The sequence below is a fragment of the Candidatus Margulisiibacteriota bacterium genome (assembly GCA_031268855.1).
In the GTDB taxonomy this organism is placed as follows: Bacteria; Margulisbacteria; Termititenacia; order Termititenacales; family Termititenacaceae; genus Termititenax.
In genome coordinates, this window is the sequence record JAIRWS010000025.1 from 1 (window position 1) to 7,076 (window position 7,076).

Sequence of the window (7,076 nt, forward strand, 5' to 3'; positions counted from 1 at the left end):
GAACTGCCCGCCGGAGCTTATTTTCTAGAGATAACTTCCAGCTCACCGGAACTGAGCAAGTATCAAAAAGAAACTTATATTAAACGTAATTGAATAAAAAAATCGTTCTTGGCGCTTTGTCCGCCAGCGAAATGACCGAAGCTCTGTATATACGCTACATATGGTGTGTTTCCACCGTGAAACATTTTGTTCCACGGCACAATCTAAACTTTTAAAGCAAAATCCTGCGTCAAGATCACCGCTTCGTCGCCAGCAAACTGTAAAAAAGAATCAGCGCCAACTGTGTAAATTTTCGGCGCCGGCGCGGTTGTCTCCAAACGCACGCTGGAATTATCCCGCAATTTAGCGATCAGCGGTTGATGGCCGGTCAAAACGCCCAGCTCGCCATTGACCGCCTGCACAAAAATTCCGCGGATCTCCGTTTCTTCCTGTTTTTCCGTCGCCGACACCAAAGTGCATTTCATAAAATCTCCTGTTTACTGCTGCATTTTTTCAGCTTTCTCGTAAGCTTCTTCGATCGTGCCGATATTGTAAAAAGCCTGCTCCGGCAGAGCATCGGCGTCACCATTGATGATCGCCTGAAATCCTTTGATCGTGTCCGGCAGCGGCACATAACGCCCGGGCAGACCGGTAAAACGCTCCGCCACCGTGAACGGCTGGGAGAAAAAACGCTGGATTTTGCGCGCGCGGTTGACTGTTAATTCGTCGTCTTTGGGCAGCTCGGCCACGCCAAGTATCGCCACAATGTCTTTCAACTCGTTGTATCTTTGTAAAACGCGCTTGACCTCGCGCGCGGTCTCGTAATGTTCTCGGCCAACGATCGCCGCGTCCAAAATGCGCGAGCTGGACTGCAGAGGATCGACCGCCGGATAAATGCCCAGCGCGGCGATGTCGCGGGACAAAACCGTCGAAGCGTCCAAATGGCTGAACGTGATCGCCGCCGCTGGATCGGTAATATCGTCCGCCGGCACGAACACCGCTTGAATAGAAGTAATGTAGCCATTGCGCGTCGAGGTGATGCGTTCTTCCAGACGCCCCATTTCCGCGCCGAGCGTCGGCTGATAACCGACCGCCGAGGGCATGCGTCCCAGCAGAGTTGAAACTTCTGAGCCGGCCTGCACAAAACGAAAAACATTATCCATAAAAAACAGCACGTCCTGATGCTCGCGGTCGCGGAAATATTCGGCCTGGGTCAGGGCGGTCAACGGTGTGATCATGCGCGCGCCCGGCACTTCGCCCATCTGCCCAAAAACCAGCGCGGTCTTGTCCAGCACGCCGGATTCCTGCATCTCCAGCCAGAGATCATTGCCTTCTCTGGTGCGTTCACCCACACCGGCAAAAACCGAAATGCCGCCGTGATGCTTGGCCATATTGTGGATCAGCTCCATGATGATCACCGTCTTGCCCACGCCCGCGCCGCCAAAAAGTCCGGTCTTGCCGCCTTTGACATACGGCGAGATCAAGTCAATAACCTTGATGCCGGTCTCGTGCACGCTGTCCCGTGGGTCAATATCCTGAAAAAGCGGCGGATTGCCGCGGATGTGCTGGCGCTCCACTTTGTCCGGCAGCGTCGGCAGATTGTCGATAGTCTCGCCCAGCGCGTTAAAAAGCCGCCCGAGAGTTTCTTTGCCGATCGGCACCTCGATAGGGTGGCCGGTATCGACAGCTTCCGCGCCGCGTGGCAGGCCGTCGGTGGGCTGCATGGACACGCAGCGCACTATGCTGCCCTCTGTCTGCATCGACACTTCCGCCAGCACGCGCAGTTTGCGGCCGTTGTATTCATGCACGATCTCGACCGCATTACGTATCTCCGGCAGCTCATCCGCAGCAAAACGAATATCGATGATCGGCCCCACAATTTGAATTACCGAACCTTTGTTACCAGCTGCCATCGTCCAACTCCTTTAAACTTTATTTTCCAGCGCCCGCAAAACATCGAAAGCGCTGACCACTTCCGCCAATTCCTGTGTGATGCGCATCTGGCGGGTCTTATTATATTGCAAAGTGAGCTTCCGCAAAATCAAGCGCGCGTTCTTATTGGCGCTCTGCATGCTCACCAGCCGCGCGTAATACTCGCCCGCCGCGGATTCCCAGTAAACTTTGTCCAGACAGGCCTTGAGATAAGCGCGCAAAATTTCGGGATAAATAATTTCGCCAGCCGGCTCCAAAATGGTTTCGTTCCGGACACTGAGCGTAGTCGAAGTGTCCGGGGCCGCAGCAGCAAACGGATAAACTTTTTTGATCACGGGATTTTGCTCCAGCACCGACAGCAGTTCATTGTAAGCAAAATAAACCTCAATATTTTGACCGGCCAGAATTTTGCCGGTGATCTCCGTCACGGCCGGCGCGGTCTCCACCTGATAATTTTTTTCCGCCGCGGCCAGAGCTGTATACGGATGTTTAATATAATGCTCCCATTTAACGCTGGCACGTCCCAGCAGCCAGAGCGCCACGCCGCGGCAGTTTTCTTTCTTTTCATTGTCCAGCACGGTCTGCAATTTCATTAACAGTTTGTCATTGAAACCGCCGCAAAAACCTTTGTGCGCGAAAAAAGCCAGACAATATTTTTCCGGCGGCGCGGGAATAGCCGTCTGGTTTTTAATTTGCGCGGCGATCTGCGCGAAAATCCGCGCGGATAACACCTGATAATTTTTGGCGTTATTAAAATTTTGGCGGATCTTATTGATCTTCGTCTGCGTGACCATTTCCATGGCTTTAGTCACCTGATGCAGATTGGTGATCGTTTTAAGCCGTTCTTTAATGACTGTCAGCTGGGACATTTAAAAATTCCTTTTTAAAATTATTGACCGCGTTTTGCACCAGCAGGCCAAGTTCGCGCGTAAATTCTTTCTGCGTGCGGAGAGTTTCCACGATGTCCGTGTAATTCTGGTGCAGATAATCCAGCAGCGCCGTCTCAAATTCCGCCAGTTTTTCCAGTGGAATATCCAGCAGCAAATCCTTAACACCGGCGTAAATGATGATCACCTGATCTTCCACAGCCAGCGGTTTGTTCTTATCCTGTTTGAGCAGCTCGACCATCAGCGCGCCTTTTTTTAGCTGGCGCAGAGTTTCTTTGTCCAGCTCCGAGGAGAACATGGAGAACGCTTCTTTTTCGCGGTACTGCGCGAGGTCGATGCGCAGCGTACCGGAAATGCGCCGCATGGCTTTGATCTGGGCGCTGCCGCCGACGCGTGAAACGGAAATGCCGGCGTTCACGGCCGGCCGCACGCCGCTGTTGAAAAGATCGGCCTCCAGAAAAATCTGGCCATCGGTGATCGAGATCACATTGGTCGGCACATAGGCGGAAATATCATTACCCTGCGTCTCGATGATCGGCAGAGCGGTCATGGAACCGCCGCCTTTGGCCGGCGAAAGTTTGGCCGCGCGCTCCAGCAGACGGGAGTGCAGATAAAAAATATCGCCCGGGTAAGCCTCGCGGCCGGGTGGCCGGCGCATCAACAGAGAGATCTGCCGGTAAGCGGCCGCATGCTTGCTCAAATCGTCATAGATCACCAGCGTGTCTTTTTGCAGCTCATACATAAAATATTCCGCGATCGCGCAGCCGACAAAAGGCGCCAGATACTGCGTGATCGCCGGCGCGCTGGCCGGCGCGTCAATGATGATCGTATTTTTCAGCGCGTCGTGCTGTTCCAGCTGATGTCGGAGTTTGACCACTGTGGATTCTTTTTGTCCGACCGCCACATATATAGAAATAACGCCGGTATCCCTTTGGTTGATGATCGTATCAACAGCCAGCGTGGTCTTGCCGGTCTGCCGGTCACCGATGATCAGCTCGCGCTGCCCGCGGCCGATCGGCACCAGCGCGTCGATCACCTTGTAGCCGGTCTGCAAAGGCACGCGCACCGGCTCGCGGTCGATCACGCCGGGCGCCGGACTTTCCAGCGGATAGGCTGTCTCCGTTTTGATCAGCCCCAGACCGTCGAGCGGATCGCCCATCGGATTGATCACGCGCCCCAGCATATTTTGGCCGACCCGGATGCCAACCACATGGCCGGTGCGTTTGACCCAGGCGCCTTCTTTGACCTTGGTGTGATTTTCCAAAATCGCGCAGATAATTTCTTCTTTTTCCAGATTGAAAATCGTGCCGTAAATTTTGCCCGGAAACTCCAGCAGCTCGCCGTTGACCGCCGAGCTCAAGCCCCGAATGCGCGCAATACCATCGGCGGATTCTAGCACCGCGCCGACTTCGTCCGCGCCGGAGATCGTCCTCAAACTGTCGATCTTTTCCTGAATGTTCCGCAACAAGGTTTCTGTCAAAGGCATCTTCGCTCCTTAAATTAAAGCCGCCTGCAGCTGCTCGAGGCCGGCCTGCACACTTAAATCCAGCATTTTTTCGCCGCACTTGAGAACAAAACCGCCCAGCACATTTTTAGACACGCTGTTATGCAAATATACTTTTTTATTTTCCAGCCGCTCCAGCTCCCGGCGGAGCGCGTCCAGCTGTTCCGGTGTCAAATCTACCGCCGACAATGCTTCCACAAAAAGCGCGTTCTTTGTTTTGCTGAGCAGCTCAACAAATTTGCCGCTGATCATTTCGTAAAAATGCAGATCGTTGTTCGCAATTAACTGCAAAATAAATTTTTTAAAATTCCCGCCCAGCAAATCCGCGAAAACTTTTTGAAAATACTGCTCTTTGCTTTCCGGCGCGACATGCTCGTCAAATAAAATTTCCTTGACGCCGTAAGTCTCCTCACAAAGCAGATTAAAACGAAAAATATCGGTGACAAAAAGATCCAGTTCACCGGCGTTCTCCAGCATATTCAACAGTTCTTTTAGATTGTAACGGTAATTCAGCATTTTAAAACTCTTTCAGTTTTTTTAATTCCTCTAAACGCTCCCGCAAAATCCGTTGCTGCATCTCCGGCGTCAAATCAACCCGCAGGATTTTTTCACAGGCGGCGCAAAGCATCTGACCAACGCGCTCCTCAAAATTGCGGTAAAAATCATCCTCCGTCCGCCGCAAATCCTCTTCTTTGGTTTTACGCAACGCGCGGAATTCTTCCTGCAGCGCCTCTAGCTGCGCGTCTGCCTGCGCTTTGGCTTTTTCGCGCGCCGCGGAAAGAATGCGGCGCTCCGTCAGATCGAGGGTTCTTTGCCGTTCCTCTAAATCCCGGCGCAGAGCTTCAGCCTCGCGGTTTTGTTTTTCCGCGCCAGCCAGCTCGCCGGCAACTTTATCCGCGCGCTCCTGCATCATTTTGGCCAGGACCGGATAGATCTTGACGCTGATCACCCAGCAGACCAGGCCGAAAGAAACCAGCGTCCAAAAAATAATATTGATCTCCAGTTTAAACAAAACGCGCTCCTTATTTCGTGGCCAGCAAAATGCTGATGACCAGACCGTACAAAGCTATGGCTTCGATAAAAGCAATGCCGATAAAAACCAGCGGCCGCACTTTATCTAAAATTTCCGGCTGACGCGCCACGCTGTCGAACAGCTTGCTCATCATCAGGCCGATGCCGAAGGCGCCGCCCAGCGCCGCCAGTCCCATACAGATCGCCGCGCCCAGATACGCTCCTATAATATTATCCATTTGCTTTCTCCTTTCTTAAATTTTTTACATTCCGCACTTTAACAATTTGCTAATTAACAATTTTTTACGCCGCTTCGCCGATCATCGAAGCGCTTGCCTATGTCGCTTCGCTGACAGCTTCGCCGATCATCGAAGCGCCCAAAAAGGTGAACACATAAGCTTGTATGGCGCAGATGAAAAATTCAAAAAATATTATCACGATCGCGCCGCCATAAGAAGCCAGCCACACGGCAATATTATTAAATATAGAAGTAAAACTCAAAATGCTGATCAGCAGCAAATGCCCGCCGGACATATTGGCGAAAAGCCGGATGGCCAGCGAAAAAGGCTTGAAAATCTGGCTGATGATCTCGATCGGCAAAAGCAAAATCAGCGCCGGCCCTTTGACGCCCTGCGGCGCGAGGCTCTGGCAAAACCCCCATAAGCCGTGTCTTTTAAAGCGCGCCAGCAAACCGATAACGAAAAATAAAACCGCCAGCGCAGCCGTGCCGTTGATATTGCTGACGGCGCTGCCCAGTCCCGCCCGCGGCCCCAGCAGGCCAAGCACGCCCAGCGGCAGACCGGTGCATAAGATATAGAGAAACGCCGAGAGGCACAGCGGCAGCCAGGTTTTATCCAGGCCAGCCGGCTGGAGAATTTGTTTTTCGATAAACTCAACCGCGGTTTCCAGCAGATTTTGGCTGAAACTTTTCGGGGACAAAGACAGGCGACGGGTGACCAGCCAAAGCAAGCCGATCAATAAAAAAGCGGCGGCAAAATTCAAAAGCACCGTGGTGTCCACGGAAAAATCCCAGCGGCCTAAATGTAGCGCCAGAAAAACTTTGGCTGACTCGTGCATATTATCTCCGTTAAAATTCGTTTGCCCTGAATTTATTTTTTCATTTATCTTTTTCCGCGCCCTTGACGATCTTGTAAAGGCCGTAGCCTTCCAGACCAAAAGCCAAAAGCAGCAGTAAAGATAAACAATTCGCGCCGGTGGCCAGGCGCGCGTCGAGCCACTGGCCGGCCAACGCCGCCAGAATGATCACGACAGCGGATTCAAAAACCCAGTTCAGGAACTGTCTTTCCGATCGACGCATCGGGAGTGATACTAACTCCGAAAGGTAAAAAATGCAAAATCCACTTGAAAATTTTTAAACGACAAAATTCGATGCATTTTAAAGGTATATTTTGCCGATAAGTGGGTAATTACTTTCTTGTGAGTTTTAGAGGGTAAGTATATTTACTTATATGTGCGCGGCAAATATTAAATGGACAGGTATGCTGCGGTGAATATCTTTACCTGCGTGCGCTGGTGGCTGAGCTTGTCGAAGCCGTCGAGCCGTCGAAGCCACCGCAAGACGGTCATTTCGCCAGCGTATCCGCAGGATACTCCGCTCGGTGAGCGTTATTTGTGAAAAACAAAAAATGGAGTTTGCAATGAAAAGATTTTTTGATTTAATATTGACTAATAGTTGGGGGGGGGGGGGGCGCCCCCCCCCCGGGCGGGGGGGGGGGGTGGGGGTTGGGTTGTGTGGGGTGGGG

General features: G+C 52.2%; 10 protein-coding genes. 1 reads left to right on the plus strand and 9 read right to left on the minus strand.

All coding sequences use genetic code 11. From position 1 onward, the window contains the following. Window positions 1–203 precede the first annotated feature (203 nt). From LBJ25_01615 to LBJ25_01655, 9 genes are all read right to left on the minus strand, one after another. Window positions 204–464 carry a hypothetical protein gene (locus LBJ25_01615; protein ID MDR1452661.1) on the minus strand — a complete coding sequence of 87 codons (261 nt, stop codon included), beginning with the start codon at window positions 462–464 and terminating at the stop codon, window positions 204–206. A 12-nt stretch (window positions 465–476) separates the two neighbouring features. Then, a complete protein-coding gene (gene atpD, locus LBJ25_01620; GenBank protein MDR1452662.1) occupies window positions 477–1,892 on the minus strand; it encodes a F0F1 ATP synthase subunit beta in 1,416 nt (471 codons plus the stop codon). Between the two features lie 12 nt (window positions 1,893–1,904). After that, on the minus strand, window positions 1,905–2,780 hold the full coding sequence (locus LBJ25_01625; protein ID MDR1452663.1) for a F0F1 ATP synthase subunit gamma: 876 nt from the start codon (window positions 2,778–2,780) through the stop codon (window positions 1,905–1,907). Further along, on the minus strand, window positions 2,758–4,284 hold the full coding sequence (gene atpA / locus LBJ25_01630; protein MDR1452664.1) for a F0F1 ATP synthase subunit alpha: 1,527 nt from the start codon (window positions 4,282–4,284) through the stop codon (window positions 2,758–2,760). Before atpA ends, LBJ25_01625 begins: the two co-directional genes overlap by 23 nt. A 9-nt stretch (window positions 4,285–4,293) precedes the next feature. Then, window positions 4,294–4,818, minus strand: a complete 525-nt coding sequence (gene atpH, locus LBJ25_01635; protein MDR1452665.1) for an ATP synthase F1 subunit delta — start codon at window positions 4,816–4,818, stop codon at window positions 4,294–4,296. A 1-nt stretch (window position 4,819) separates the two neighbouring features. Beyond that, window positions 4,820–5,314, minus strand: a complete 495-nt coding sequence (locus LBJ25_01640; GenBank protein ID MDR1452666.1) for an ATP synthase F0 subunit B — start codon at window positions 5,312–5,314, stop codon at window positions 4,820–4,822. Between the two features lie 10 nt (window positions 5,315–5,324). Continuing rightward, window positions 5,325–5,552: an ATP synthase F0 subunit C gene (gene atpE / locus LBJ25_01645; protein MDR1452667.1), complete on the minus strand. Its 228-nt coding sequence runs from the start codon at window positions 5,550–5,552 to the stop codon at window positions 5,325–5,327. A 97-nt stretch (window positions 5,553–5,649) separates the two neighbouring features. After that, window positions 5,650–6,390, minus strand: coding sequence for a F0F1 ATP synthase subunit A (atpB, locus tag LBJ25_01650; GenBank protein MDR1452668.1), 741 nt, complete (start codon window positions 6,388–6,390; stop codon window positions 5,650–5,652). A 40-nt stretch (window positions 6,391–6,430) separates the two neighbouring features. After that, a complete protein-coding gene (locus tag LBJ25_01655; protein ID MDR1452669.1) occupies window positions 6,431–6,631 on the minus strand; it encodes a hypothetical protein in 201 nt (66 codons plus the stop codon). A 171-nt stretch (window positions 6,632–6,802) separates the two neighbouring features. On the opposite strand from LBJ25_01655, the gene LBJ25_01660 reads away from it, so the two are divergent. Further along, window positions 6,803–6,949 carry a hypothetical protein gene (locus tag LBJ25_01660; protein ID MDR1452670.1) on the plus strand — a complete coding sequence of 49 codons (147 nt, stop codon included), beginning with the start codon at window positions 6,803–6,805 and terminating at the stop codon, window positions 6,947–6,949. The last annotated feature ends 127 nt before the right edge of the window (window positions 6,950–7,076 follow it).